Source organism: Streptomyces sp. NPDC029041, assembly GCF_040637515.1.
Lineage (GTDB): Bacteria > Actinomycetota > Actinomycetes > Streptomycetales > Streptomycetaceae > Streptomyces.
The window spans coordinates 259,188-284,741 of record NZ_JBEZWO010000003.1 but is presented as its reverse complement, the minus strand read 5'-3'; the positions used below and the strand labels follow the sequence as shown (position 1 = coordinate 284,741).

19 protein-coding genes and 1 tRNA gene are annotated in these 25,554 nt (G+C 71.0%); 8 read left to right on the top strand and 12 right to left on the bottom strand.

Annotation, left to right across the window (positions count from 1 at the left end):
• The first annotated feature begins 17 nt into the window (after positions 1-17).
• Positions 18-734: an SIMPL domain-containing protein gene (locus AB0F04_RS08555; RefSeq protein ID WP_362039175.1), complete on the top strand. Its 717-nt coding sequence runs from the start codon at positions 18-20 to the stop codon at positions 732-734.
• A gap of 166 nt (positions 735-900) precedes the next feature.
• Positions 901-2,322, top strand: a complete 1,422-nt coding sequence (gene pyk / locus AB0F04_RS08550) for a pyruvate kinase (protein WP_362039172.1) — start codon at positions 901-903, stop codon at positions 2,320-2,322.
• Between the two features lie 5 nt (positions 2,323-2,327).
• Here the strand turns inward: pyk and AB0F04_RS08545 are convergent, their stop codons facing one another.
• Both AB0F04_RS08545 and AB0F04_RS08540 read right to left on the bottom strand, forming a co-directional pair.
• A complete protein-coding gene (locus AB0F04_RS08545) occupies positions 2,328-3,116 on the bottom strand; it encodes a helix-turn-helix domain-containing protein (protein WP_362039170.1) in 789 nt (262 codons plus the stop codon).
• Positions 3,117-3,202: 86 nt separating this feature from the next.
• Positions 3,203-3,286 (bottom strand) — tRNA-Leu (locus AB0F04_RS08540).
• Positions 3,287-3,387: 101 nt separating this feature from the next.
• Between AB0F04_RS08540 and AB0F04_RS08535 the strand changes: the two genes are divergently transcribed.
• Complete coding sequence (locus AB0F04_RS08535) at positions 3,388-4,044, top strand: response regulator (RefSeq protein WP_362039168.1); 657 nt, start codon at positions 3,388-3,390, stop codon at positions 4,042-4,044.
• A gap of 74 nt (positions 4,045-4,118) precedes the next feature.
• On the opposite strand, the gene AB0F04_RS08530 is transcribed toward AB0F04_RS08535, so the two are convergent.
• The 8 genes from AB0F04_RS08530 to AB0F04_RS08495 all read right to left on the bottom strand — a co-directional run bounded on the left by AB0F04_RS08530 (position 4,119) and on the right by AB0F04_RS08495 (position 14,408).
• On the bottom strand, positions 4,119-4,835 hold the full coding sequence (locus AB0F04_RS08530; protein WP_053671307.1) for an ABC transporter ATP-binding protein: 717 nt from the start codon (positions 4,833-4,835) through the stop codon (positions 4,119-4,121).
• Entirely contained in the window at positions 4,832-5,695 is an 864-nt protein-coding gene (locus tag AB0F04_RS08525; RefSeq protein ID WP_104779424.1) for an ABC transporter ATP-binding protein, read from the bottom strand. Before AB0F04_RS08525 ends, AB0F04_RS08530 begins: the two co-directional genes overlap by 4 nt.
• Positions 5,696-5,700: 5 nt before the next feature.
• The gene (locus tag AB0F04_RS08520) at positions 5,701-7,515 is read right to left on the bottom strand and encodes a branched-chain amino acid ABC transporter permease (protein WP_362039166.1); all 1,815 of its coding nucleotides are present in this window, start codon (positions 7,513-7,515) and stop codon (positions 5,701-5,703) included.
• 4 nt (positions 7,516-7,519) lie between these two features.
• Positions 7,520-8,449: a branched-chain amino acid ABC transporter permease gene (locus AB0F04_RS08515; RefSeq protein ID WP_362039164.1), complete on the bottom strand. Its 930-nt coding sequence runs from the start codon at positions 8,447-8,449 to the stop codon at positions 7,520-7,522.
• A gap of 139 nt (positions 8,450-8,588) precedes the next feature.
• On the bottom strand, positions 8,589-9,818 hold the full coding sequence (locus AB0F04_RS08510; RefSeq protein ID WP_362039791.1) for a branched-chain amino acid ABC transporter substrate-binding protein: 1,230 nt from the start codon (positions 9,816-9,818) through the stop codon (positions 8,589-8,591).
• Between the two features lie 738 nt (positions 9,819-10,556).
• Positions 10,557-11,429 (bottom strand): trypsin-like serine protease, encoded by an 873-nt coding sequence (locus AB0F04_RS08505; protein ID WP_362039162.1) that lies wholly within the window; start codon positions 11,427-11,429, stop codon positions 10,557-10,559.
• 154 nt (positions 11,430-11,583) lie between these two features.
• Positions 11,584-12,072 carry a hotdog fold thioesterase gene (locus AB0F04_RS08500; protein ID WP_362039160.1) on the bottom strand — a complete coding sequence of 163 codons (489 nt, stop codon included), beginning with the start codon at positions 12,070-12,072 and terminating at the stop codon, positions 11,584-11,586.
• A 56-nt stretch (positions 12,073-12,128) separates the two neighbouring features.
• Positions 12,129-14,408, bottom strand: coding sequence for an FdhF/YdeP family oxidoreductase (locus tag AB0F04_RS08495; RefSeq protein ID WP_362039158.1), 2,280 nt, complete (start codon positions 14,406-14,408; stop codon positions 12,129-12,131).
• 526 nt (positions 14,409-14,934) lie between these two features.
• On the opposite strand from AB0F04_RS08495, the gene polA reads away from it, so the two are divergent.
• Together polA and AB0F04_RS08485 are read left to right on the top strand one after the other, a co-directional pair.
• Positions 14,935-17,661 (top strand): DNA polymerase I, encoded by a 2,727-nt coding sequence (polA, locus tag AB0F04_RS08490; RefSeq protein WP_362039157.1) that lies wholly within the window; start codon positions 14,935-14,937, stop codon positions 17,659-17,661.
• A 450-nt stretch (positions 17,662-18,111) separates the two neighbouring features.
• Positions 18,112-18,750: a hypothetical protein gene (locus tag AB0F04_RS08485; RefSeq protein ID WP_362039155.1), complete on the top strand. Its 639-nt coding sequence runs from the start codon at positions 18,112-18,114 to the stop codon at positions 18,748-18,750.
• Here AB0F04_RS08485 and AB0F04_RS08480 read toward each other — a convergent pair.
• Positions 18,719-19,576 (bottom strand): DUF4184 family protein, encoded by an 858-nt coding sequence (locus AB0F04_RS08480; protein WP_362039153.1) that lies wholly within the window; start codon positions 19,574-19,576, stop codon positions 18,719-18,721. The genes AB0F04_RS08485 and AB0F04_RS08480 overlap by 32 nt on opposite strands.
• A gap of 340 nt (positions 19,577-19,916) precedes the next feature.
• Here AB0F04_RS08480 and AB0F04_RS08475 point away from each other — a divergent pair, with 340 nt between their 5' ends.
• The 3 genes from AB0F04_RS08475 to AB0F04_RS08465 all read left to right on the top strand — a co-directional run bounded on the left by AB0F04_RS08475 (position 19,917) and on the right by AB0F04_RS08465 (position 22,979).
• Positions 19,917-21,677 carry a lytic murein transglycosylase gene (locus tag AB0F04_RS08475; RefSeq protein ID WP_362039150.1) on the top strand — a complete coding sequence of 587 codons (1,761 nt, stop codon included), beginning with the start codon at positions 19,917-19,919 and terminating at the stop codon, positions 21,675-21,677.
• A 149-nt stretch (positions 21,678-21,826) separates the two neighbouring features.
• Positions 21,827-21,961 carry an SPW_0924 family protein gene (locus tag AB0F04_RS08470; RefSeq protein ID WP_362039148.1) on the top strand — a complete coding sequence of 45 codons (135 nt, stop codon included), beginning with the start codon at positions 21,827-21,829 and terminating at the stop codon, positions 21,959-21,961.
• 25 nt (positions 21,962-21,986) lie between these two features.
• Positions 21,987-22,979, top strand: coding sequence for a DUF3068 domain-containing protein (locus AB0F04_RS08465; protein WP_362039147.1), 993 nt, complete (start codon positions 21,987-21,989; stop codon positions 22,977-22,979).
• Here the strand turns inward: AB0F04_RS08465 and hrpB are convergent.
• Positions 22,969-25,509, bottom strand: a complete 2,541-nt coding sequence (hrpB, locus tag AB0F04_RS08460) for an ATP-dependent helicase HrpB (RefSeq protein WP_362039145.1) — start codon at positions 25,507-25,509, stop codon at positions 22,969-22,971. The two genes, AB0F04_RS08465 and hrpB, sit on opposite strands and share 11 nt — an antisense overlap.
• Between the last annotated feature and the right edge of the window lie 45 nt (positions 25,510-25,554).

The following is a 25,554-nucleotide window of genomic DNA, read 5'->3' as shown; positions in this document are numbered from 1 at the left end:
ATGACAGAGTGGGGCGTATGACCGCGGCCACCCCAGACGACCCCCAGCCCGCCGTCCCCTACGGCACGCCCGAAGCCCCGCGCATCGCCGTCCGCGGCGAGGCCCGCCTCGAAGTCGACCCCGAGATCGCCCGCATCGGCATCACCGTCGCCGCCCGCGGCCGTGACCGCCGCTCCGCCCTCGAGGACCTCACCCGCCGCAACGCCGGCGTCCTCGACCTCGTCAAGTCCTACGGGGACGCCGTCGAGCGCCTGGAGACCGGCGCCTTCTCCATCACGCCGGAACTCACCAAACACGGCCGCGGCGAACGCGTTCGCACCTACCACGGCAGCGTCCGCGTCACCGCCGAACTCACCGACTTCACCGCCCTGGGTGAACTCACCACCCGACTCGCCGACCTCGAACTCACGCGGGTCGACGGCCCCTGGTGGACCCTGCGCCCCGACTCACCCGCCCACCGCGAAGCCCGCAAGAAGGCCGTGCACGAAGCGGTTCAGCGCGCACGCGAGTACGCGGAAGCCCTCGGCACCAGCCTGGCCGCCTTGGTCGAACTCGCCGACATCGGCGCCGAGAGCGCACCGCCGGCCTACCCCCAGGCCCCCGGCCGCATGCGCTCCGCGGCCTTCGCCGGCGCCACCGAGGACACCCCCGCCCCCCTCGACCTCGAACCCCAGCGCCAACGCGTCCACGCCCAGATCAACGCCCGTTTCACCATGGTGCCGCCCCGGCTGTAAGCACTCCCGCGCACCCATTTCCGAAAACGCGACCGAATATTCCGCGGGCGCTCATCGGAGCGCCCCTCCGCACAATTCAATGCGGTCAATAACGCTTCACGCAAAGTCCGTTGAGCGGCCATGCCCGGCCAATTCACTACCGGCCGGTAGCTCATAGGCTCCTTCCATGCGCCGAGCAAAAATCGTCTGCACCCTTGGACCCGCCACCGACTCGTACGACCGGATCAAAGACCTGGTCGACGCCGGCATGGACGTAGCCCGCTTCAACCTCAGCCACGGCGGCCACGCCGAACACGAGGAGCGCTACCACCGGGTCCGCAAAGCAGCCGACGAGACCGGCCGCAGCGTCGGCCTCCTCGCCGACCTCCAAGGCCCGAAGATCAGGCTCGGCCGCTTCACCGAAGGCCCCGTACTCCTCGACCGCGGAGACAGCTTCACCCTCACCGTCGAAGAAGGCGTCGAAGGCGACCGCGACATCTGCGGAACCACCTACGCCGGCCTCGCCGCCGACGTCACCACCGGCGAACGCATCCTCGTCGACGACGGCAAGGTCTGCCTCAAGGTCACCTCCGTCGACGGCCCCCGCATCCACACCACCGTCCTCGAAGGCGGCGTGATCAGCGACCACAAGGGCCTCAACCTCCCCGGCGTCGCCGTCTCCGTCCCCGCCCTCTCCAAGAAGGACGAGGACGACCTCCGCTGGGCCCTGCGCACCGGCTTCGACGTCATCGCCCTGTCCTTCGTCCGCTCCGGCCGCGACATCCAGGACGTCCACCGCATCATGGACGAGGAAGGCCGCCGCCTCCCCGTCATCGCCAAAATCGAAAAACCCCAGGCCGTCGAAAGCATCGACGAGATCGTCGCCGCCTTCGACGGCATCATGGTGGCCCGCGGCGACCTCGGCGTCGAAATGCCGCTCGAACAGGTCCCGATCGTCCAAAAGCGCGCGATCAAGCTGGCCAAACGCAACGCCAAGCCGGTCATCGTCGCCACCCAGATGCTCGACTCGATGATCGACAACGCCCGCCCGACCCGCGCCGAGGCCTCCGACGTCGCCAACGCCGTCATCGACGGCACCGACGCGGTGATGCTCTCCGGTGAGACGAGCGTCGGCAAGCACCCGATCGAGACGGTCCGCACGATGGCCCGCATCGTCGAAGCGGCAGAAGAAGACATCCTGGCGAAGGGCCTCCCGCCCCTGACCGAACGCAACAAACCCCGCACCCAGGGCGGCGCGGTCGCCCGGGCGGCAGCCGAGACGGGCGACTTCCTGGGCGCCCGCTTCCTGGTCGCCTTCACCCAGTCCGGCGACACCGCCCGCCGCCTCTCCCGCTACCGCTCGCCGATCCCCCTCCTCGCCTTCACCCCCGACCAGGCGACCCGCTCCCAGCTCAGCCTGACCTGGGGCGTCGAGACCTTCCTCGGCCCGTGTGTCGACTCCACGGACGCGATGGTCGACCAGGTCGACGAACTCCTGCTCCGCTACGGCCGCTGCAGCCCCGGCGACACGGTCGTCATCACGTCCGGCTCCCCGCCCGGCGTCTCGGGCTCGACGAACATGGTCAGGGTCCACCACATCGCGGAGTAGATGCGTCAGTACTTGGGGCCCACGTGGGCGTCCATGAGGGCTACGGAGGCCTTACGGGTGACGGAGATGTTGAACGGGTTGCCGTCGCGGGTGCAGAGCGTCCATTCGACGCCGAGTGCGTCCAGGGTGTCGGTGTAGAGCCGCCGGATGTCGTCGGAGACGTTGGTGAAGAAGTACCGGGGATACTCATAGCGCTTGCGCTCGCCTGCGACCATCCGGGTAGTCCAGTTCGTGATCCGGCAGCCGTCGGAGTGAATGAGTCCCCGGATGAACTCCCAGGGGTGGGCGTCGACGATGATCTGTTGCCAGGATTCGAGGGCGATAGGGCGTTCGTGCTTCTTACCGGGCCCGTGCTGCGGGAAAAGGCAGTGCAGGTGCTTCGAGTAGACCTTCACGTTGCGGCAGCCGGTCTTGCGGACACGGCAGACGGAATTGTCGGGGAAGACCGCGCGCATGGCCTGTTCGCAGTCATCTATGAGCCCGGGCCATGACTCCGTGCAGGTGATCATGAGGTTGGGTACGCGGTGCTCGGAGTAGTGGCTGATGTGTCCGTCCCCGAGGTACAGGCCCAGCAGATAGGCATAGGCGGGCTCGTCCAGGTCCCGCCCGTCGCACCGCGGACATTTGGGATCGTGGCGACCGGGACACTCGCCGCGCTTCGCCCGATCCAGGTGTTTCCAGTAGCCGACCGTCCCCAGCGGCACGTCGAGGCTGCGGGCCACGTCTGCGTTTCTCGTGCCGCCCCGCAGCAGGGTGAGAGCTTTCTGTCGCACGTCAGTGCCATGGAAGTTCATGCGGCCACTCTGGGTCACTCAGGGTGACCATGAGCAGCAAAAAGCGGAGGATCACGCGAACGTGATACTCCGCTTTGATCTTGCGGTGCCCGGTGTGGGATTCGAACCCACATGCCCAAAGGGCACGGCATTTTGAGTGCCGCGAGTCTGACCAGTTCCTCCAACCGGGCAAGTCAGGGGACCGACCAGCAGTGTACCGGTTCACTGTGCGGCCTCGCTGCTAGGTACGCTCTTGGGAGCAGTACCGGCCTGCCCCTACCAAGGAGCCCACGTGAGTGCCCCCGAGTCGCCCCAGCCTGTTGACGTGCCTGAAGAGGACAAGTCGCACGTGCCTCCGTTGACGACGCGGGTCGTCATCGCCGAGGACGAGGCGCTGATCCGGCTCGATCTCAAAGAGATGCTGGAGGAGGAGGGGTACACCGTCGTCGGTGAGGCCGGGGACGGCGAGCAGGCGGTGGAGCTGGCTCGTGAGCACCGGCCCGACCTCGTGATTCTCGATGTGAAGATGCCGAAGCTGGACGGTATCTCGGCGGCCGAGAAGATCGCGGAGGAGAGCATCGCCCCGGTGCTGATGCTGACCGCGTTCTCGCAGCGCGACCTGGTGGAGCGGGCGCGGGACGCGGGTGCGATGGCGTATCTGGTGAAGCCGTTCAGCAAGACGGATGTCGTGCCGGCGATCGAGATGGCCGTCTCGCGGTTCACGGAGCTGAAGGAGCTGGAGAAGGAGGTCGCCGACCTCACGCTCCGGCTGGAGACGCGCAAGCTGGTGGACCGGGCGAAGTCGATTCTGCAGACGGAGTACGGGCTGACCGAGCCGGCCGCGTTCCGGTGGATCCAGAAGACCTCGATGGACCGGCGGATGTCGATGCAGCAGGTCGCGGAGGCGGTCATCCAGGACGCCGAGGAGAAGAAGGCCGACAAGGGCTGAGCGTCACGAGCGAGAGGCCCGCTCCCCTTCCGGACCGGAGGGGGAGCGGGCCTCTTGGCGTACGGGTCCGGACCTCAGTCCTCGCCCAGGTACGCCTTGCGCACCGACTCGTCGTGGAGCAGGTCCTGTCCCGTCCCGGAGAGGACGATGTTGCCGACCTCCATGACGTGGCCCTGGTCGGCGAGGGAGAGCGCGGCCTGGGCGTTCTGTTCGACGAGGAGGATCGTCGTGCCCTGGGACTTGAGCTCGGAGATGGTCGCCATGATCTTCTGCATCATGATCGGGGAGAGGCCCATGGAGGGCTCGTCGAGCATGAGCAGCTTGGGCTGGGACATGAGGGCGCGGCCCATGGCGAGCATCTGCTGTTCGCCGCCGGAGAGGGTTCCCGCGGCCTGCTTGCGACGTTCGCCCAGGATGGGGAAGAGGTCGTAGGCGCGCTGGATGTCCTTCTCGATGCCGTCCTTGTCCTTGCGGAGGAACGCTCCGAGCTGGAGGTTCTCGGCGATGGTGAGGCGGGGGAAGATGTGCCGGCCCTCGGGGGAGTGAGCGAGGCCCAGGGCGACGATCTTGTGGGCGGGGACCCCGCTCAGCGGCTTGCCGTCGAAGAGGATCTTTCCGGCGGTGGGCTTGAGGAGGCCCGACAGGGTGCGCAGGGTGGTCGTCTTGCCGGCGCCGTTGGTGCCGATGAGGGTGACGACCTGGCCGGCTTCGACGCTGAAGGAGATGCCCTTGACGGCTTCGATCTTGCCGTAGGAGACCCTGAGGTCTTCGACCTCGAGCAGTGCGGTCACTTGGCCTCTCCCTTGGTGCTGCTGGTGGTGCTGGGCGCTTCGGCGGCGGCTTCGGCGGCCTCGACCTCGGCGGCTTCGGCTTCTCCGGGGTCGCCTTCGAAGGGTTCGCCGAGGTAGGCGGCGATGACGCGCTCGTCGGCCTGGACGACGTCGGAGGTGCCTTCGACGAGTTTTTCGCCCTGGACGAGGACGGCGACGCGGTCGGAGAGGTTGAAGACGAAGCGCATGTCGTGCTCGATGAGCAGGACGGCGATGCCCCGGTCGCGGATGGCGAAGACCAGTTCCTCGGTGGCCCGTGTCTCCTGGGGGTTCATGCCGGCGGTGGGCTCGTCGAGGAGCAGCAGGCCGGGCTCGGAGGCCATGGCGCGGGCGATCTCGAGCTTGCGCTGTTCGCCGTAGGGGAGGTTGCGGGCGAGGTGGTCGCGCTTGTGGGCGAGGCCGATGAACTCCAGGAGTTCCATGGCGCGTTCCTCGCTGGCGCGTTCGGCCTTCTTGAAGCCGGGGCCGCGCAGCAGGGCGGACCAGAGGCCTTCCTTGGTGCGGGTGTGGCGTCCGACGAGGACGTTTTCCAGGACCGTCATGTTGGCGAACAGGCGGATGTTCTGGAAGGTGCGGGCGATGCCGGCCTGGGTGACCAGGTGGGGCTTGGGGGGGAGGACGGTGCCCTTGTAGGAGACGGTGCCCTCGGTGGGGACGTAGAGGCCGGTCAGGCAGTTGAAGAAGGTGGTCTTGCCGGCGCCGTTGGGGCCGATGAGACCGACGATCTCGCCTGCGTTGACCGTGAAGTCGACGGAGCGTACGGCGGTGAGGCCGCCGAAGCGCATGGTGACGTCGCGTGCTTCGAGTACAGGTGTGGTCATGGTTCTTACGCCCCCGCCTTGGTGACGGCCGGTTCGTCGGTCAGCGTGGTCTGTTTGGGTACGTCGAGTTGGCCGGTCTCGTGGAATTCGAGCTGGCGCCGGCGGTTGGCGATGATGCCTTCGGGGCGGAAGCGCATCAGGAGGATGAGCGCGATGCCGAAGGCGAGGAGCGACTTGTCCTGGAGGAAGACCAGCTTCTCGGGGAGCAGGTAGAGCAGGGCCGCGCCGAGGAGCGGGCCGGCCACGGTGCCCATGCCGCCGAGGACGACCGCGGCCAGGAGGAACGCGGAGTTGGGCGGGGTGGAGCCGGCGAACTGGTACGGCGTGGGGACGACGCTGTAGGTGACGTGGGCGCTGACGGTGCCGGCGAGGCCGGCGAGGGCGGCGCCGAGGGCGAAGGCGACGAGCTTGACGCGGAAGCCGTTGATGCCCATGGCGGTGGCGGCGGTCTCGTCCTCGCGGATGGCGATCCAGGAGCGGCCGATGCGGGAGTCCGCGGCACGTGTGTAGACCAGGACCACGATGGCCATGATGAGGACCATCAGCAGGTAGTAGTTGGCGAATCGGCCGAGGGTGAATCCGCCGATGTCGTGGGCCTGGCCGAGGTTGAACCCGAAGAGGTTCAGGTCGGGGATGGAGGCGATGCCGTTGGGGCCGTTGGTGACGTCGGGTCCGGACTGGCCGTCCATGTTGTTGACGGCGATGCGGAAGATCTCTCCGAAGCCGAGGGTGACGATGGCGAGGTAGTCGCCGCGCAGTCGCAGGGTCGGGGCGCCGATGAGGACGCCGAAGACGAGGGAGGCGGCGGCGCCGGCCAGGGCGGAGGCCCAGAAGGGCAGGTGGACGCCGGAGATGGTGGAGAACTCGGAGCCGGAGACGAGGGCGGCGGTGTAGGCGCCGACGCCGAGGAAGGCGACGTATCCGAGGTCGAGGAGTCCGGCGAGGCCGACGACGATGTTGAGGCCGAGGGCCACGGTCCCGAAGATCAGGATGTTGACGCCGATGTTGGCGTAGTGGTCGTCGGTCTGGGTGAAGGGGAAGGCGATGGCCGCCGCGAAGCCCATGGCGAGGGTGAAGCTGCGGTTGCCGGCGACGAGCGCGGAGAAGCGGTCGAGGAGGCCGGCGGTGTGCAGCGCCCCCATGGCGAAGGTGACGACGAAGAGGTAGCCGATGAAGAGTTCGCCGTACTCGGTGTCGATGCCGTAGGTGAAGACGCCGAGGCCGATGATGGTGACCACGGTGATGACGGCCCGCTGGATCCAGGGCGCGGTGGCCTGGGGGGCGGGGATGCGGTCGGGCTTGGCGACGTAGGCCTTGAGGGTTTCCTTGGTGCCGTCGGTGCCGGGGCGCTCCTGGGGGAGGGCGAAGGCGCCGAGGACGGGCAGCAGGGAGGCGACGGCCGCTATCCAGCCACCGGGTTCGAGGTTGATGACGCCGCCGAGCTGGGCGCTGATGGCGATGACGGTGAACCAGGTGACGGTGAATCCGCCGAGTGCGGTGAGCACCAGGGGCGCGTTGTTGCGGGCGGGCAGCAGCCAGCCGAGGCCGCGGACGCCGTAGGAGGCGAGCGCGAACAGGGTGGTGAGGACGCCGGCGGTGAAGGTCAGCCACTGCAGGCCGCCGGGGTAGCCGTTGATGGTGAGGTCGCCGGGGAACTCGGAGGTCCAGGTCCACGCGAGGAACGCGGAGGCGGCGGTGGCGACGCCGCCGGCGAGCAGCAGGCCGCGGGCGGCGGCGGTGGGCAGCGGGATGAGACCGCGCGGGGCGGGCGTCGGGGTGGGGACGGCGTCCGGTGCCGGGGTCTTGGTCGTCTCGGTCATGTGATCACGCCCTGTCCGCGACGCGCTCGCCGAGCAGGCCCTGTGGCCTGAAGAGGAGCACGAGGATGAGGAGGCAGAAGGCCCAGACGTTGGCCCAGCTCTGGCCGCCGAGCTGCTGCATGCCCGGGATCTCGTCGATGTAGGCCGAGGCGAGGGTTTCGGCGATGCCGAGGACGATGCCGCCGAGCATGGCGCCGTAGATGTTGCCGATGCCGCCGAGGACGGCCGCGGTGAAGGCCTTGAGGCCCATGAGGAAGCCCATGCGGTAGTCGACGTTGCCGTACTTGAGTCCGTAGGCGACGGCGGCGACGGCGGCGAAGAAGCCGCCGATGGCGAAGGCGATCACGATGATGCGGTTGGTGTCGATGCCCATCAGCTGCGCGGTGTCGGGGTCCTGCGCGGTGGCCTGCATGGCGCGGCCGGTGCGGCTGCGGCGCACGAAGAGGGCGAGGGCGGCCATGCAGATGACGGCGGCCAGGATGAGGAAGATGTCGGCGTCCTTGATGGTGACGGAGCCGATCTCGTGGGTGTTGTCGAGGCCGGGGAAGGCGCGGGCGCGGTCGGCGCCGGGGTAGAAGTTGCGCACGACCTCCTGGAGGGCCAGGGAGAGGCCGATGGCCGTGATGAGCGGTGCCAGGCGTGGGGCTCCGCGCAGGGGGCGGTAGGCGAACCGTTCCGCTCCGACGGCGATGAGGATGGCCACGAGGGCGCCGCCGATGAGCATCATCGGTACGGCGATGGCCATCGAGGTGCCGTCGGGGAGGATGTAGAAGTAGACCGTGAGGGCTCCGAAGGCCCCGGTCATGAAGATCTCGCCGTGCGCGAAGTTGATGAGCTGGACGATGCCGTACACCATCGTGTAGCCGATGGCGATCAGCCCGTACATCGAGCCGAGAAGCAGCCCGTTGGCCAGCTGCTGCGGCAGGGTGTTCACCGCATGGCCTCCATGTCGCTGGTGGTCGTGTGCACTGGATGTGTGCGTGGTCGTGTGCTGTGTGGGGGTGTGGAAACGGGCCGCGCGGTCGGGGTCCTCCTTCCGCGCGGCCCGTGGTGCGGCGTTGTGGCGGGCCGGGTTACTTCAGGTCGGCGGTGCCGGTCTCCACGTCCTTCCAGGCACCCTTCTCGACCTGGTAGACCGTCAGCTGCTTGTTGGTGGTGTCGCCGTACTGGTCGAAGGAGATCTTGCCGGTGAGGCCTTCGAAGTCGGACTTCTGGACACCCTCGACGACCTTGGAGCGCAGGTCGTTGATGTCGGTGGGCACCTTGCCGCCGTTGGCGTCGGCCGCGGCCTTGACGGCCTTGATGATGGCGGTGGTGGCGTCGTAGGCGTAGGCGCCGTACGCGCCGTAGTCGCCCTTGTAGCCCTTGTCCTTGTACGTCTGGATGAACGTCTTGGCCGCGGGCAGGGTGTCGGCGGGGACACCGATGGCGGTGGCGAGGTCGCCCTCGGAGGACTTGCCGGCGGCCTCGATGTAGGTGGAGGCGAACATGCCGTCGCCGCCGAACAGCGGGATCTTGACGCCGGCGTCCTTGAGCTGCTTGGTGATCAGCGCGGACTCGTCGTACTGGCCGCCGTAGTAGAGCAGGTCGGCACCGGAGTTCTTGATCTTGGTGACGAGGGAACCGAAGTCCTTGTCGCCGGTGTTGACGTGGTCGGTGCCGACGACCTTGCCGCCGAGCTTCTTGTACTGCTCGTTGAAGATCTTCGCGAGGCCGGCGCCGTAGGTCTGCTTGTCGTCGACGACGAAGGCCTTCTTCTTCTTGAGGCCGTTGTACGCGTAGCCGGCGGCGAAGCTGCCCTGCAGTTCGTCGGTGGTGGCGGTACGGAAGTACGTCTTGAACGGACGCTTCTTGTCCGTCTGCCAGTTCTTGCCCTGGGTGAGCTCGGGCGCGGTGTTCGCGGGGGAGATCTGGACCATGTTGGCCGAGGCGAACACCTGCTGCATCGTCTGGGCGACGCCGGAGTTCAGCGGGCCGACGGCGCCGACGGCGGTCTTGTCGCCGACGATGCTGGTGGCGTTGGACTGGCCGGTGGCGGGCTGCGCCTTGTCGTCCAGGGCCGTGAGCTTGAACTTCACGCCCGGGACCCAGTTGTTCTTGTTGGCGTCGTCGATGGCGATCTGGGCGCCGTACTGGATGCCGAGGCCGGTGGTGGAGTTCTCACCGGAGAGGGGGGCGTCGACGCCGATGGTCAGCGTGGTGCCGCTCCCGTTGTCTCCGCCCTTGTCACCGCTGTCGTCTCGGGAGCCGCAGGCGGTGAGAGTCAGAGCTCCGGTCGTGAGAACGGAGGTAAGAATCACCAAGGAACGCTGTCGCACAATCAGTCCTTTCACAGGCAGGCCCCGCCCTGGTCGGGGGGTGAGTGCCGCGCTGGTACCGAACTCCCGATGGAGGCGGTGACTGGCCGTGACTCTAAGCCCGGGGTAAGGGCAGGGTCAGCGGCGCGGGCTCGCTTGTGACTTTCTTGTTATGACGGCGTGGATGCCCGGTCTCCGTGGCGGGTCCTCTCGACGGGTTTGGTGGTTTTTCGCCGAGGTCCGCATTCTGAGAACCCGCACTTCCGGTTGGCCGTGGCTGAGATCGTGCGGTTGCCGGAATGCGGGCCCGACCAGCAAGATCGGAAAGGTTCAGGGAGTGGGCCCGGCCGAGGGTGAAACCGCGGCGTTGTATTGCGCACGCGTTACGGAGCGTCACGCCAGGAATTGCGTGGTCTATACACAGAAAACTTCCGCGCTATCGGAATCGGCGATATTCCACGGGATACGGCGGTCGCTCTCCGGACCGGGACCGCGCGCGATACGGCGCGGACGGTGCGGTGGCGGTGCCGGAGCCGGACCCGCCTGTGGGCGCCGCGGGTTGAGTGGCTCGGCGGGGTAACGGCGGTGCTCGTGCGAGGGGTTGGGGCCGCCTGTGTCCGGCCGGCCCTCCCGAGCACGTCACGGGGCCGCCCCGCCGGCCCGCGTCGTGCGCGGAGCGGCGGGGCGGCGGGCCGTGCCGTGCGGCCGGTGGCGTCCTGTGCCGCCGCAGGCCGGTGGCGCGGGTTACGGCAGCTTCACGAACGGCGAGAGGAAGGCGCGGGCGCCGGGGGTGTCCAGGCGGTACGTCACGTTGGTCGCGTAGCAGGGGGTGTCACCGGTGATGGTGGTGGCGGCCAGGATCTGCCTGCCGCCGATCACGGCGAAGTTGGGTCCGCCCGAATCGCCGTAGCAGGCGCCGCCGTTGCCCTGGGGCGCTGTCATCGCGAGCCGGGCCCAGGAGTCGTTGAGGGCGTTGAAGGTGACGGGTGCCTTCATCCGGACGCCGCCGCCCGGGTGGGTCTGGCCGCCGGGGCCGTTGACGGCCTCCTGGGTGCCGTATCCGGCGACGAGCCAGTCGGTGTCGTTCAGGCCCTGCGGGCCGAGTCCGCCGAGCTGGTTCGCGGTGGGCAGGGTCGCCGGGGTGAAGCTCCAGCGGGCCTTGACCTGGGCGGCGGAGAGCTGGATCACCGCGATGTCGTGGGTGTCGGAGGCGGGCCCCGGATACGCGGGGTGGGTGTGGGCGGTGCCCGGAACGGCGACGGAGGCGGCCTGCGCGGCCGGGTCGCCCGGGTACTTCCTGGCCGCCGCGTCGAGGCCCGACTGCACGTCCTGGTCGAGGGAGACGTAGAACCGCACGCCGTCGGGCCAGTCCGAGGTGCAGTGCGCGGCGGTCAGGAAGGTGTCCGCGTCGATCATGGTGCCGGAGCAGACCCAGTCGACGCGGTCGGGGGTCGCCGGGTCGCCGTCGTCGTCCCAGGTGGCCACGAGTGCGCCGACCTCGGTGCGTTCGGGGGCGGGGGTGGCGTTGTAGGAGTTGATGGCGGCGGACGGCAGCGCGGTGGCGAGCACGGTGGCACAGGCCGCGGCGGTGACGGCGAAGGCGCGTACGGAGGTCAAGAGAAACCCTTCTGCGGGTGGGACGGGTCTTCTCCTGTGGGGGTGGGCGCCAGTGAAGTGCCTGGAGGGCGGCCGCGGCAAGAGCGCGCCCGCCTCTCCAGGGTTTTCCCTACGTCGGGCGGCACGCCGGTGAGTACGGCGTCCGGCCCGGCGGTCAGTTCGCCGCGCGGATGAGTTCCTCGTCGCCCGGCTTGACGTCGCGCAGCATGCAGGTCAGCCGGGCCGTGCACACCCTTTTGTCGTTCTCGTCCGTGATGACGATCTCGTACGTGGCGGTCGACCGCCCCCGGTGCACCGGCGTGGCCACACCGGTGACCAGCCCGGAGCGCACCCCGCGGTGGTGGGTGCAGTTCAGGTCGACTCCCACGGCGATCTTGGAGCTGCCGCCGTGCAGCATCGACCCGATCGAGCCCAGGGTCTCGGCCAGCACCGCGGAGGCCCCGCCGTGCAGCAGCCCGTAGGGCTGGGTGTTGCCCTCCACCGGCATGGTCCCGACGACGCGCTCCGCCGACGCCTCGGAGATCTGGACGCCCATCCGGTTCCCGAGGTGGCCCGCCGAGAACAGGGCCAGGAGGTCCACGCCGAGCGCGGCGTACTCGTCGATGACCTCTTGCGGGAACTTCACATGCTGCTGCTCACCCATCGGGCCCGGCTCCGTTCGTCCTCGTCACTCGGCTGCCTGTCTCACTGAGCGAACGCTCAGTCGGTCGCCGATTGTTCCAGACGCACCACGACGGACTTGCTGGCCGGGGTGTTGCTGGTGTCCGCGGTGGCGTCCAGCGGCACCAGCACGTTGGTCTCCGGGTAGTACGCGGCCGCGCAGCCCCGGGCCGTCGGGTAGTGCACGACACGGAAACCGGGTGCCCGGCGCTCCACGCCGTCCCTCCACTCGCCGACCAGGTCCACGTACGCGCCGTCCGCCAGCTTCAGGGCCCGCGCGTCCTCGGGGTTGACCAGGACCACCCGGCGGCCGTTCCTGATGCCCCGGTAGCGGTCGTCGAGGCCGTAGATCGTGGTGTTGTACTGGTCGTGCGAGCGCAGCGTCTGCAGCAGCAGGCGGCCCTCGGGCAGCCGCGGGAACTCCACGGGCGCGGCGGTGAAGTTGGCCTTGCCGGTGGCCGTGGGGAAGCGGCGCTCGTCGCGCGGGGCGTGGGGGAGCGCGAAGCCGCCGGGGCGGGCCACGCGCGCGTTGAAGTCCTCGAAGCCCGGGACCACGCGCGCGATGCGGTCCCGGATCGTCGCGTAGTCCTTCTCGAACTCCTCCCACGGAGTGCGGCTGTTCTCACCGAGCACGCGGCGGGCCAGCCGGCTGACGATGGCCGGCTCCGAGAGCAGGTGCCGGCTCGCCGGCTCCAGGCGCCCCCGGGAGGCGTGCACCATGCCCATCGAGTCCTCGACCGTCACGAACTGCTCGCCGCTGCCCTGCAGATCGCGCTCGGTGCGGCCGAGCGTCGGCAGGATCAGGGCACGCGCACCCGTGACCGCGTGGCTGCGGTTCAGCTTCGTCGACACGTGCACGGTCAGCCGGGCCCGTCGCATCGCCGCCTCGGTGACGTCCGTGTCGGGGGACGCCGAGACGAAGTTGCCGCCCATGGCGAAGAAGACCTTCGCCTCGCCGTCGCGCAGGGCGCGGATGGCGCGCACGACGTCATAGCCGTGCTCGCGCGGGGGCGCGAAGCCGAACTCCCTCTCCAGGGCGTCCAGGAACGCCGGGGCGGGCCGCTCGAAGATGCCCATCGTGCGGTCGCCCTGCACGTTCGAGTGCCCGCGCACCGGGCACACGCCCGCGCCCGGGCGGCCGATGTTGCCGCGCAGCAGGAGGAAGTTGACGACCTCCCGGATCGTGGGGACGGAGTGCTTGTGCTGGGTGAGGCCCATCGCCCAGCACACGATGGTGCGCTGCGAGCCGAGGACCATCGCCAGGGCCTTCTCGATCTCTTCCCGGGTCAGACCGGTCGCCGTGAGCGTCTCGTCCCAGTCGGCGGCGCGGGCGGCCTCGGCGAACTCCTCGTAGCCGTGCGTGTGCTCCCGCACGAACGCCTCGTCGACCGCGCCGTCCGTCTGGAGGATCAGCTTGTTCAGCAGGCGGAACAGCGCCTGGTCGCCGCCGATGCGGATCTGCAGGAACAGATCGGTGAGCGCCGCGCCCTTGAGCATGCCCTGCGGGGTCTGCGGGTTCTTGAAGCGCTCCAGGCCCGCCTCGGGCAGCGGATTGACGCTGATGATCTTCGCGCCGCCCGCCTTGGCCTTCTCCAGCGCGGACAGCATGCGCGGGTGGTTCGTCCCCGGGTTCTGCCCGGCGACGATGATCAGGTCGGCCTTGTGGAGGTCCTCCAGCAGCACGCTGCCCTTGCCGATGCCGATCGTCTCCGACAGGGCCGAGCCGGACGACTCGTGGCACATGTTCGAGCAGTCGGGCAGGTTGTTCGTGCCGAGCTCGCGGGCGAACAGCTGGTAGAGGAACGCGGCTTCGTTGCTGGTGCGGCCGGAGGTGTAGAAGACGGCCTCGTCCGGGGAGGCCAGCGCCTCGATCTCCTCGCCGATGATGTCGAAGGCGCGCTCCCAGGTGACCGGCTCGTAGTGCGAGCCGCCCTCGGGGAGGTACATGGGGTGGGTGAGCCGGCCCTGCTGTCCCAGCCAGTAGCCGCTGCGGCCGGCCAGGTCGGCGACCGGGTGCGCGGCGAAGAACTCGGGCGTGACCCGGCGCAGGGTGGCCTCCTCGGCCACGGCCTTGGCGCCGTTCTCGCAGAACTCCGCCTTGTGCCGGTGCTCCGGCTCGGGCCAGGCGCAGCCGGGGCAGTCGAAGCCGTCCTTCTGGTTCACGCTCAGCAGCGTCAGCGCGGTGCGCCTCACACCCATCTGCTGCTGGGCGATCCGCAGCGTGTGCCCGATCGCCGGGAGCCCGGCGGCCGCGTGCTTCGGGCCGGCTACCTGCGGCGCGTCCTGGACCGGATCGCTCTTGGGCGGCTTCGACGCCATCGCACACTCCCCTTCGACTGCGCTGTGAGGTAAGCCTCCAAATCCTCCCACGCGGGGGTGACAGCGGGTACGGGCGGGCCGGGGAGGCGGCCGGGGGGAAGCGGGGGAGCGGGGCCCGCCGTGCGTGGCGCCCGAGCCCGGGACTCGCGGGGGCGGGGCCGCGTATGGGTGGCGCCCGAGCTCCGTGCTGCGGGGCGGGGCTGGTGCGGGCCTTGCCCGAGCGCGGCACTCGCGGGGGCGTGTACGGGGGGCGCCGGAGTCCGGGACTCGCGGGGGCGGGGGCGTGTATGGGGGGGGTCGGAGTCCGGGACTCGCGGGGGCGGGGCCGCGTATGGGTGGCGCCCGAGCTCCGTGCTGCGGGGCGGGGCTGGTGCGGGCCTTGCCCGAGCGCGGCACTTGCGGGGGCGCTGCCGCATACGGGTGGCGCCCGAGCTCCGTACCGGCGGGGGCCGGTGCGGGCCTTACTCGAACCCGGCACTCGCGGGGGCGGGGTCGAGTGTCAGTGGGGCGTGGCAGGATCGGGGGCGTGGCAGAGACAGCATCGAAGACGACCGACCAGACCTCCGGCGGCAGCCGGCCGCGACTGATGCTCATGGACGGGCACTCGCTGGCCTACCGCGCGTTCTTCGCGCTGCCCGCGGAGAACTTCACCACCGCGACGGGCCAGCCGACGAACGCGATCTACGGCTTCGCGTCGATGCTCGCCAACACGCTGCGCGACGAGGCGCCTACGCACTTCGCGGTCGCCTTCGACGTCTCCCGCAAGACGTGGCGGTCCCAGGAGTTCACGGAGTACAAGGCGAACCGCTCCAAGACCCCGGACGAGTTCAAGGGCCAGGTCGATCTGATCTGCGAGCTGCTGGACGCGATGGGTGCCGCCCGCTTCGCGGTGGACGGCTTCGAGGCGGACGACGTCATCGCCACGCTCGCCACCCAGGCCGAGGCCGAGGGTTTCGAGGTGCTGATCGTCACCGGCGACCGCGACTCGTTCCAGCTGGTCAGCGAGCACACCACGGTGCTGTACCCGACCAAGGGCGTCTCCGAGCTGACCCGGTTCACCCCGGAGAAGGTGTTCGAGAAGTACGGACTGACGCCCGCTCAGTACCCCGACTTCGCGGCCCTGCGCGGCGACCCCTCGGACAACCTGCCCGGCATCCCCGGTGTCGGCGAGAAGACCGCCGCGAAGTGGATCAACCAGTTCGGTTCCTTCGCGGAGCTCGTCGAACGCGTCGAGGAGGTCAAGGGCAAGGCCGGCCAGAACCTCCGCGACCACCTGGAATCCGTCAAGCTCAATCGCCGGCTCACCGAACTGGAGCGCCGCGTCGAGCTGCCCAAGGGGGTCACCGAGCTGGAGCGCGCGCCTTACGACCGCAAGGCCGTCGCGATGGTCCTGGACACCCTGGAGATCCGCAACCCGTCGCTGCGCGAGCGGCTCTTCGCCGTCGACCCCGGCGCCGAGGAGGCCGAGACCACCCCGATCAACGCCGAGGGCGTGGAGCTGGACGGCACGGTGCTCGGCACCGGCGAGCTGCCCGCCTGGCTCACCGAGCACGGCACGCAGCCCCTCGGTGTCGCCACCGTCGACACCTGGGCCCTCGGCACCGGCTCCGTCGCCGAGGTCGCCCTCGCCGCGCCCGGAGGGCCCGCCGCCTGGTTCGACCCCTCCCAGCTGGACGAGGCCGACGAGCGGGCCTTCGCGGCCTGGCTCTCCGACACCGAGCGGCCCAAGGTCTTCCACAACGCCAAGGGCGCCATGCGTGTCTTCGCGGAGCACGGCTGGAGCGTCGAGGGCGTGCGCATGGACACCGCGCTCGCCGCGTACCTGGTCAAGCCGGGCCGCCGCTCCTTCGACCTGGACGCGCTGTCCCTGGAGTACCTGCACCGTGAGCTGACCCCGGCCGCCGCGGCCGACGGCCAGCTCGCCTTCGGCGCGGACGACGCCGCCGAGGCCGAGGCCCTGATGATCCAGGCCCGGGCCGTCCTCGACCTGGGCCAGGCTTTCGAGAGCCGTCTGGAGGAGGTCGGCGCCGCCGACCTGCTGCGCGACATGGAGCTGCCCACGTCCGCGCTGCTCGCCCGTATGGAGCGGCACGGCATCGCGGCCGACCGGCCCCACCTGGAGGCCATGGAGCAGATGTTCGCCGGCGCCGTCCAGCAGGCGGTCAAGGAGGCCCACGCGGCGGCCGGGCACGAGTTCAACCTGGGCTCGCCCAAGCAGCTCCAGGAGGTCCTCTTCGGCGAGCTGGCGCTGCCCAAGACCAAGCGGACCAAGACCGGCTACACCACGGACGCCGACGCCCTGGCATGGCTCGCCACGCAGACGGACAACGAACTGCCGGTGATCATGCTCCGCCACCGCGAGCAGGCCAAGCTCCGCGTCACCGTCGAGGGCCTGATCAAGACGATCGCCGCGGACGGCCGCATCCACACCACCTTCAACCAGACGGTCGCCGCCACCGGCCGCCTGTCCTCCACCGACCCGAACCTGCAGAACATCCCGGTCCGTACCGACGAGGGCCGCGCCATCCGCCGCGGCTTCGTCGTCGGCGAGGGCTTCGAGTCCCTCATGACGGCCGACTACAGCCAGATCGAACTGCGCGTGATGGCCCACCTCTCCGAGGACGAGGGCCTGATCGAGGCGTTCACCTCCGGCGAGGACCTGCACACCACAGCCGCCTCCCAGGTCTTCGCGGTCGAGCCGACCGCCGTCGACGCCGAGATGCGCCGCAAGATCAAGGCCATGTCGTACGGCCTGGCGTACGGCCTCTCCGCCTTCGGCCTCTCCCAGCAGCTGAACATCGAGGCGGCCGAGGCCCGCGCCCTGATGGACGCGTACTTCGAGCGGTTCGGCGGCGTACGGGACTACCTGCGCCGGGCGGTCGACGAGGCCCGGGCGACGGGCTACACGGCGACGCTCTTCGGGCGCCGCCGCTACCTGCCCGACCTCAACAGCGACAACCGCCAGCGCCGCGAGGCCGCCGAGCGGATGGCCCTCAACGCGCCGATCCAGGGCACGGCGGCCGACATCGTCAAGATCGCCATGCTCAAGGTCGACGACGCCCTGCGGGAGGCAGGCCTCGCCTCCCGCATGCTCCTCCAGGTCCACGACGAGATCGTGCTGGAGGTCGCCCCCGGGGAGCGGGCGTCCGCCGAGGAACTGGTCCGCAGGGAGATGGCCAACGCCGTCGACCTCCGTGTCCCCCTGGGCGTCTCCGTGGGTTCGGGCGCGGACTGGGAGTCGGCGGCCCACTAGGCGCTGCGCGGCGCGGCCGGGGGAAGTGCGAGGGCCCGGGCAGGATCCGGCGGACGTCGCGGGCCCGGGCTGCGGGAGTCACCCCCGCAGTCCGGTGCCCGGCCCGGGGGCGGGTCTCCTGCCTCGGCCGGGGGGCGCGGGTCCGCCTCGGCCGGGGGCGCGGGTCTTCGGCCTTGGCCGGAGGCGCGGGTCTCCTCTCGGCCGGGGCCGGGGTTCTGCCGCGGCCGGGGCCGGGGTTCTGCCGTGGCTGGGGTTCCTCGGGTTTTCACTGCGGGTGGCGCGCCGGGGTCCCGGCCGGGCCCGGGGAGCAAGATGCCCCGGCCACCCGCCCAGCCCCTGCCCGCATGAGCCGTCACTCGCGTGGCCCCCGAGAAGGCGCCCCCGCCCCGGGGGGTCGCGAGGATGCGGGGCATGGGTATACGCACGTTCCTCAGTCGCACGGGCCCAGGCGTGGCATCGCAGCCGGTCCCGGCGTTCGAGGCCGCCGCGAGTACGGTTCGCGTCCCCGTCACCTTCGGCACGGCCCTGCGCCGCGCGACGGCGGACCTCCGACAGCGTCTGGCCGTCGGCGGACGGCGCCCCTCCGGCGGTCCCGGTCCGGCTGCCGTCACGGCTCTCCCCGGGACAGCCGGCCCGACCGCCGCTCCTGCCGTCGCCGGGGCCGACGATCCGGCCGCTCTGACCGGTCTCGTCGGTACCGACGCCCTGAATGCTCTGACCGGTCTCATCGGTACCGACGCCCTGGCCGCTCTGGCCGGCCTCGTCGGCACCGAGGCCGTGGTGGACCTCGCCGGCGTCGTCGATCCGGCCGCCCTGGCCGGTCTCGTCGGTGCCGCGACCACGCCGCCCCGCAGCGGCCCACGGCCCGTCACCGGCCCCGCACCCGTGAAGGTCCGGTTCCCCGGCACGCCCGGCACACCCGGCACTCAGGGCAAAGCCTCCCGCCCCTGGGTCCGGTTGGCCCGCGGCTACCTCACCCTCGTCCTCACGCTGCTCCCACGTCCCCGCCCCGCGCACACCACCATCACCGTGTACATCACGACGTCCGACGGCGCCGTCAGCGAGCGGCCGGGCGGCTCGGCTCCGTGACCGCGGCGGGGGCAGGATCGACCGGAACCGGAACCGGACGCAGCACCCGGGCACCCACGGCGTAGAGCAGCAGCGCCGGGACGAGCCCCGCGCCCGCGCCGAAGCACACCGTCGGAATGATCTCCCACGGTTTCGCGGCCGAGCCCCAGTACGCCCACCACCGCGACGCCCGCTGCACCGCACCCACCACAGCGAAGCCGCAGATCACGGCCGCGGCCGCCCACCGGTCCCGGTACGCCAGCACGGGGACCCCCACCGGCTCGACCCCCGGCGCCCGCCGCAGCGCGTGCACCACGAACACGGCGATCACGACCGCGGCCACCGCCGAACCGCCGTACTGCAGGTACCAGTACAGCGGTGAGCCCGCCACCTCCCGGCCCAGCACCGGAAACAGCCGCATTCCCCACCGGTCGAGATGCGTGAACGCGTCCCAGACCACATGGGTCGACGCCCCGAGCACCGCGGAGGCGTACCACCGCGCCACCAGCGACGGCCGCACCCGCGCGCGTGGCGCCCCGCACCGCAGCAGGGCCGCGACCCGCGCCTGCCGGGCCCGCGGCAGCAACGCGACGAGCGGTTCACGCACCAGCAGCCACAACCCCATCAGCGCCCAGGCGATGAGCACATCGACCGTGAACACTCCGGGGAACCCGTGCGTGACGTCGCCGAATTCCATCGCCCCGGGAAGGACGCTTGCCGCGTAGTAGGTCATGTCGGGCGCAAAGGAACCCGCCACGAGCACGGCGGGCACCAGCGGGCCCCGGCCGGTGCCATCGGCGCGGACGGCGGGCAGCACGGCTGCCGCATGACTCAGCGTGAACGGCAACTCGGCTCCCCGCGACGGTCGTTGCACCAGGCCGGAGCGCCCGGCGGTCAGTGGCCCAGTATGCGCGATGTCGCCCCGGCGGCCGGCGTCACCAACGCACATGACCACCTGGTGAAAAGCGGTCACGAACGGGTGCCCGGTCAAAAGAAGTTGTCGTAGGGTCGCCAGAGTCGCCGCGCGGGAGCGCGTCGAATGCGCGACAGCGGTAAAGAAGAAAGCACGAACGAGAACAGAGTTGTGGCTGTCGGAGGGCAACCCCTCGGGCGGTTGGATCGTCACAACAGGGCGAACACTGCAGACGTAGACGGACGCTCGGGCGTCCACGGGAGGGGTTCACTCTATGGCGGCGCAATTCGGCAGGAGGCTGCGCACAGGGGCGGCGACGACCGCCGTGGCCGCGGTAGCGGTCGCGGCCCTGTCCGCCTCCCAGGCTCCGGGCGTGAACGACCACGGCAGACAGACCGCCGCCGACGCCACACCCTCCCCCGAAGTGAGTGCATCCCACGGCAGCGCCACCGGCAACTCGCCGTACTACACGGACCTGCCCCCGCTGAAGAGCCCGAACCCGTCGCCGACCACGGGCCCCGGCCCCAGCGGCACGGGCGCCACGGAAGCCGGCATTCCCGCGACCGTCCTCGACGCCTACAAGAAGGCGGAGGCCTCGCTGCGCGAGTCCAAGCCCGGCTGCAACCTGCCCTGGCAACTCCTCGCGGCCATCGGCCGGGTGGAGTCGGGGCAGGCGCGCGGCGGCCGTGTCGACGCTGCCGGCACCACGATCGGGAAGATCCTCGGCCCGCAGCTCGACGGCAACGGCTTCGCCCTCATCAAGGACACCGACGACGGCGCGTACGACGGCAACAGCTCGTACGACCAGGCCGTCGGCCCCATGCAGTTCATCCCCTCCACCTGGGCCTGGGCCGGCCGCGACGGCAACGCCGACGGCAAGAAGGACCCGAACAACATCTACGACGCCGCGCTCGCCGCCGGCCACTACCTGTGCCGCAACAACTGGGACCTGTCCCAGCAGGGCGACCTGGACCGGGCGATCCTCAGCTACAACAACTCGCGCGACTACCTCAACCTCGTCATGAGGTGGCTGGAGTACTACCGCAAGGGCACCCACGAGGTCCCGGACGGCACCGGCACCCTGCCCGACAACCGCAGCGACGGCGGCGCGGGTGCGAGCCCGACGCCCACCACGCCGGGCGTCACCACACCGGGTGCGACCTCTCCGGGCGGCTCGAAGCCCAAGCCACCCGTCTCCGGCCCCGGCAGGCCCGAGAAGCCCGGCGGTGGCGGTCCGACGACCCCGAAGCCGCCCACCACGCCGCCCGCCGACACCCCGTCGTCGCCTCCCGCGACGTCCCCCACCCCCACCGACACGGTGGACCACCTGGAGGACGCCGGTACCGGAAAGCTCGCGGCCATGGCCGGCGACACGTTCGACCGGCGGATCAGCACCCGCGCCGAGACCGAGGCGGGCAAGGCCGTCGCCAAGGTCAGGGTCCGCTTCACCGTCGTCGGCGACACGGACACCACGTTCACCGGCGGCGAGAGCGTGGCCACGGTCGCCACCAACAGCTCCGGTGTGGCCGTGGCGCCCGCCCTCGTGGCGGGGGAGAAGACCGGCGCCGTCACCGTCCGCGCCACGGTGGTGGGGCGGACCGTCCCGGGCCTCGACTACAAGGCCACCGTGTCCGAGCGCGCGGCAGACGCCCTCGTCCGTACCGGTGACGCCGCGCTGACCTGCGCCCCCGGCGGGGAGTTCGCGAACCGGGTCGAGGTGAAGGCGACCTACAAGGGCGCCGTCGCCGACGGCGTCGCGGCCACCGCCACGCTGATCAAGTCGGCGGACGACCCGGCCGTCGCCGACAAGGGCCCCTACTTCAAGGACGCCGACGGCAAGACCGTCCGCACCCTCACGGGTCTGAAGACGGACGCCGAGGGCCTGCTGAAGCTCCCCGAGCTGTACGCCGACGACACCACCGGCACGTTCCTGCTCCGCATCACCACGGCAGGCGGGGCGACGCTCACGGTCGAACTGACCGTGGCCGCGGCCGAGACGGCCTCGCCGAGCCCGTCGGCCAGCCCGAGCGCGTAGCTCTCGGGTACGACAGACAACGCCCCTCTTGCAAGGAGGGGCGTTGTTGTGTGTGCAACGTGTTCTCATCTCCGTCGCGCGTTGCTACGGTTCCCAGGAACCTGACGGTGTATCAGTTCTGTCCGTCGTGACCCGTGGGGAGGTTCCGCATGCGCACCCTCATCGCCGCCGCCACCGGTCTGGCCCTCGCGTTCGCCGTGATCCTGACGCTGACCGCCCTCGGCTCCCCGTCCGGCGGGACGTCCCCGAAGCCGCTGCTGACGACCGTGCCCGCACACCCCTGACCGCCCGCCCGGGAGGGAGTCCGAGATGCGCCGCAAGACCGGCCTGGTCCTGCTCGCCCTCGCCGTGTTCTTCGCGGCGCTGTCCCCGCTGTTGCGCTGGTACGCCTTCCCGCGCCTCGCCAAGGTTCCCGCGAACCAGTACCAGGACATGGTCCTGGAGGCGAAGAACGCCACCCTCCTCGACTACGGCACGATGAAGGCGAAGAAGGTCTCCAAGGTCACCATCGTCCAGACCCTCAAGGGAAACGTGGAGGCCTCCGAGCGGATCGAGGAGTCGGCGGGCCGGGACGTCGTCGTCTGGGACGGCCTGTCCTACGTCGTCGGCCCCGACGGCGCGATGGTCTCCAAGATCCCCGAGCGCTACATCTTCGACGCCCACACCCAGGAGCCCGTCCACGCCACGGGCGAGATGGTCGACGGCGACCCGGTGCGCCGCCGGGGCATCGAGTTCAAGTGGCCCTTCCTGACCGAGAAACGGGACTACGAGTACTTCGACGCCCAGGCCCGCGTCACCGCGCCCATCGCCTACAAGGGCACCCGTGACTTCCGCGGCCTGGAGGTCTACTACTTCGAGCAGACCATCCCCTGGACCAAGGTGAAGATCCCCAGGACCCTGCCCGTCAAGGGCCTCACCCCCGAGGCGGTGGCGCAGACCGGCACGACCCGCTGGTACACCACGGTCCGCAAGTTCTGGGTCGAACCCCTCACCGGCGCCCCCGTGTACGGGGAGGAGATCCACCGGGAGGAACTGCGCGGAGGCAGCCTCCTCGGCGACCGCGACAAGGTGACCGCGTTCGCCGGACACGTGAAGATGCGCGAGGACTACATCGCGCACACCGTCGATCTGGTGAAGTCCCAGCGGCTGCTCGTCCTGCTCATGACCTCCTACCTGCCGTGGGGCTTCCTGGCTCTCGGCGTGCTCCTGCTGATCCTCGCCCTGTACCTGGAGGCCCGCGGCCGCCGCCCCTTTGGCCCGGTCTCCACGGCGGCCGGGGAACCTTCGCCGGTCAGCGCCTGAGCCGCGCGTTGGTGTGCCGCGTCGGCTCGGCGCTCGCCGGGTCCTCGGGCCAGGGATGCTTCGGATACCGCCCCCGCAGCTCCGCCCGCACCCCCTTGTAGCCGTCCCGCCAGAACGAGGCGAGGTCGGCGGTGACGGCTGCGGGCCGCCCGGCGGGGGACAGCAGATGCACGAGCAGCGGCACCCCGGCCACCCGGGGCGACTCCTGGAGCCCGAACATCTCCTGCAACTTCACCGCCAGGACGGGCTGCTCGGGCCGGGACCAGTCGATCCGGATCCTCGACCCGCTCGGCACCGTCCACCGCTCGGGCGCCAACTCGTCGAGCCGTCCCGCCTGACCGGAGGCCCAGGGCAGCAGCCGCGCGAGTGCCTCCCCGGCGTCGATCCGCGCCAGATCGGCCCGCCGCCGGGCCCGGCCGAGCTCCGGCTCCAGCCACTCGTCCACACGCGCGTGCAGCGCCTCGTCGGACACGTCCGGCCAGGGCTCACCGAGATGCAGCCGCAGGAACGCCAGCCGCTGCCGCAGGACACCGGCCTCCGCCGACCACCGCAGCAACCCGAACCCCTCCCGCCGCAGCCCGTCGAGCAACGCACCGCGCACGAGGCCCGCATCGGCGTCCCGCAACGCCCGCACGGTCAGTTCCACGGCTCCCAGCCGCTCCACCCGCCGCGCCACGACGTCCCCGCCGTCCCACCCGACCTCGTCCCGCTCCTCCAGCAGCGCCCCCGCGGCGAGCCGCGCCACGTCCTCGTCCACGACCGCCCCCGACTGCACGCGCGCGTGCCCCCGGCCGACGGGCCGGTCCGCCACGGCGACGGCCACCCACTCCGCACCCCGCAGCGCGCTCCCCGCACCGGCCTCCGCCCGCGTTCCGGACACCATCAGGTGGGAGCCGCCATCGGCCTTGGCGACCCGCTCGGGAAAGGCGAGAGCAGCGACGAGGCCCACTTGGCGATCCTCGGTGAGTTTCCCGAGCACCTCTGACCCGGCCTCCGGACGCCGGTCACGGACGGGTGGGTGGGAGATCTCCCCGACGGCGGCCCGCAGCCGCCGGACCTCACCGCGCCACCGCGAGGCGTAGGCGTCGCCCCCACGCCGAGCACGACGCAAGGCGCCCGCCAGATCATCGCCGTACTCGCGCGGAGCCTCCTCGCTCAGCAGGGCGACCACCTCGGCGGCCCGCTCGGCCCCGACAAGGGGCGCGGAGTCGAGCAGCGCCCGCCCCAAACGGGGATGCGCCCCCACCCGGCTCAGCCGGACCCCCCGCTCCGTGGCCCGTCCGAAGGAGTCGACCGCACCCACCGCCGCCAGGACATCCCGCGCCGCCGCCATCGCCCCACTCGGCGGCCCGTCCAGCAGCGCCAGTCCGGACGCGTCCGGATCCCCCCAGCACGCCACCTGCAGCGCGAACGCCGTCAGGTCGGCCACCTTGATCTCCGGCGTCGGAAACCGCGGCAGGCGCGCGTCCTCGGCCTCCGCCCAGCAGCGGTACACCGCCCCCGGCGCCTCACGCCCGGCTCGGCCCGCCCGCTGCCGCCCGGCGGCCTGCGACGCCCGTACGGTCGTCAGCGCGCTCAGCCCGCGCGCGTGGTCCACCCTCGGCTCGCGCGCCAGCCCCGAATCCACCACCACCCGCACCCCGGGCACGGTCAGCGACGACTCCGCGACGGACGTGGCCAGCACGATCCGCCGCCGCTCCCCGGGCACCAGCACCGCGTCCTGCACGGCAGCCGGCGCCCTCCCGTGCACCTGGAGCACCTCGACGTCCCCGAGCCCGCCGAGCTGCCCGGCGACCCGGGCGATCTCCCCCGCGCCCGGCAGGAAACACAGCACGTCCCCCTCCCGCTCGGCCAGCGCCCGCCGCACCACGGACGCCACGTGCGTCAGCAGCGCCGGATCGACCCGCATCCCGTGCGGCGGGCGGACGGGATGCGCCGGAGGCGCCCACACGGTCCCGACCGGGTGAGCGGTCCCCTGCGCCTCGACCACCGGCGCTCCGCCCAGCAGCCGCGCCCACCCCTGCGCGTCGGTCGTCGCCGAGGCGGCCACCAGCCGCAGCTCCGGCCGCAGCGTCTGCCGCACGTCCCACAGGAACGCCGCCGCCGTGTCCGCGTCCAGGTGCCGCTCGTGACACTCGTCGAGCACCACCACGTCGGCACCGGCCAGCTCCTGGTCCCGTTGCAGCCGCTGCACCAGCACACCGGTGGTCACGACCTCCACGCGCGTGTGCCGCCCGACGACCCGCTCCCCGCGCACGGTGTAACCGACGCTCTCGCCGGGCTTCTCACCCAGCAGCCACGCCATCCGCCGCGCCGCCGCCCGGGCCGCGATCCGCCGCGGCTCGGCGACGACCACCCGCCGCCCGGGCCCCTCCCCGAACAGTCCCGCGAGGGCCAGTGGCACCAGGGTCGTCTTGCCGGTGCCGGGCGGCGCCACGAGGACGGCGGTGCCGTGCCCCTCCAGGGCGTCGGCCAGGGCGGGCAGGGCACCGCGTACGGGCAGGGCTTCCAGGGCGTCGTAACGGATCACGCCCTCAGTGTCGTACGTCCGGGAAGAGGTCCCGACGCGCGTGTG

Bases quoted from the DNA above. Each gene is read 5' to 3' on its own strand.
- AB0F04_RS08555 (WP_362039175.1), top strand. From the start codon at position 18: ATGACCGCGGCCACCCCAGACGACCCCCAGCCCGCCGTCCCCTACGGC.
- pyk (WP_362039172.1), top strand. From the start codon at position 901: ATGCGCCGAGCAAAAATCGTCTGCACCCTTGGACCCGCCACCGACTCG.
- AB0F04_RS08545 (WP_362039170.1), bottom strand. From the start codon at position 3,116: ATGAACTTCCATGGCACTGACGTGCGACAGAAAGCTCTCACCCTGCTG.
- AB0F04_RS08525 (WP_104779424.1), bottom strand. From the start codon at position 5,695: ATGACCACACCTGTACTCGAAGCACGCGACGTCACCATGCGCTTCGGC.
- AB0F04_RS08520 (WP_362039166.1), bottom strand. From the start codon at position 7,515: ATGACCGAGACGACCAAGACCCCGGCACCGGACGCCGTCCCCACCCCG.
- AB0F04_RS08500 (WP_362039160.1), bottom strand. From the start codon at position 12,072: ATGGGTGAGCAGCAGCATGTGAAGTTCCCGCAAGAGGTCATCGACGAG.
- AB0F04_RS08495 (WP_362039158.1), bottom strand. From the start codon at position 14,408: ATGGCGTCGAAGCCGCCCAAGAGCGATCCGGTCCAGGACGCGCCGCAG.
- AB0F04_RS08475 (WP_362039150.1), top strand. From the start codon at position 19,917: ATGGCGGCGCAATTCGGCAGGAGGCTGCGCACAGGGGCGGCGACGACC.
- AB0F04_RS08470 (WP_362039148.1), top strand. From the start codon at position 21,827: ATGCGCACCCTCATCGCCGCCGCCACCGGTCTGGCCCTCGCGTTCGCC.
- AB0F04_RS08465 (WP_362039147.1), top strand. From the start codon at position 21,987: ATGCGCCGCAAGACCGGCCTGGTCCTGCTCGCCCTCGCCGTGTTCTTC.